This window comes from Achromobacter sp. SIMBA_011, assembly GCF_046535435.1.
Lineage (GTDB): Bacteria > Pseudomonadota > Gammaproteobacteria > Burkholderiales > Burkholderiaceae_B > Achromobacter > Achromobacter dolens.
Map to the genome: position 1 here is coordinate 1 of NZ_JAWRWN010001169.1, position 238 is coordinate 238.

1 protein-coding gene is annotated in these 238 nt (G+C 61.3%); it reads right to left on the bottom strand.

Features of this window, described 5'->3' with window-relative positions; genetic code table 11:
- The coding region (locus tag SB816_RS34720; RefSeq protein WP_410548589.1) for a KH domain-containing protein at positions 1-238 on the bottom strand (238 nt) is incomplete at both ends.

The window sequence follows — 238 nt, forward strand, 5'->3', positions numbered from 1 at the left end:
CGAGATGTCGATCGTCGTGCCGGTTTCTTCCGTCAGCGCGCGGATCACCGAACCGCCCTTGCCGATCACGTCGCGGATCTTTTCCGGGTTGATCTTGATGGTGATCATGCGCGGAGCGTAAGCCGACAACTCCGTGTTCACGCCCGACACCGCCGAGGTCATCTTGCCGAGGATGTGCAGACGCGCTTCGTGAGCTTGCGCGAGCGCGACCTGCATGATTTCCTTGGTGATGCCCTGG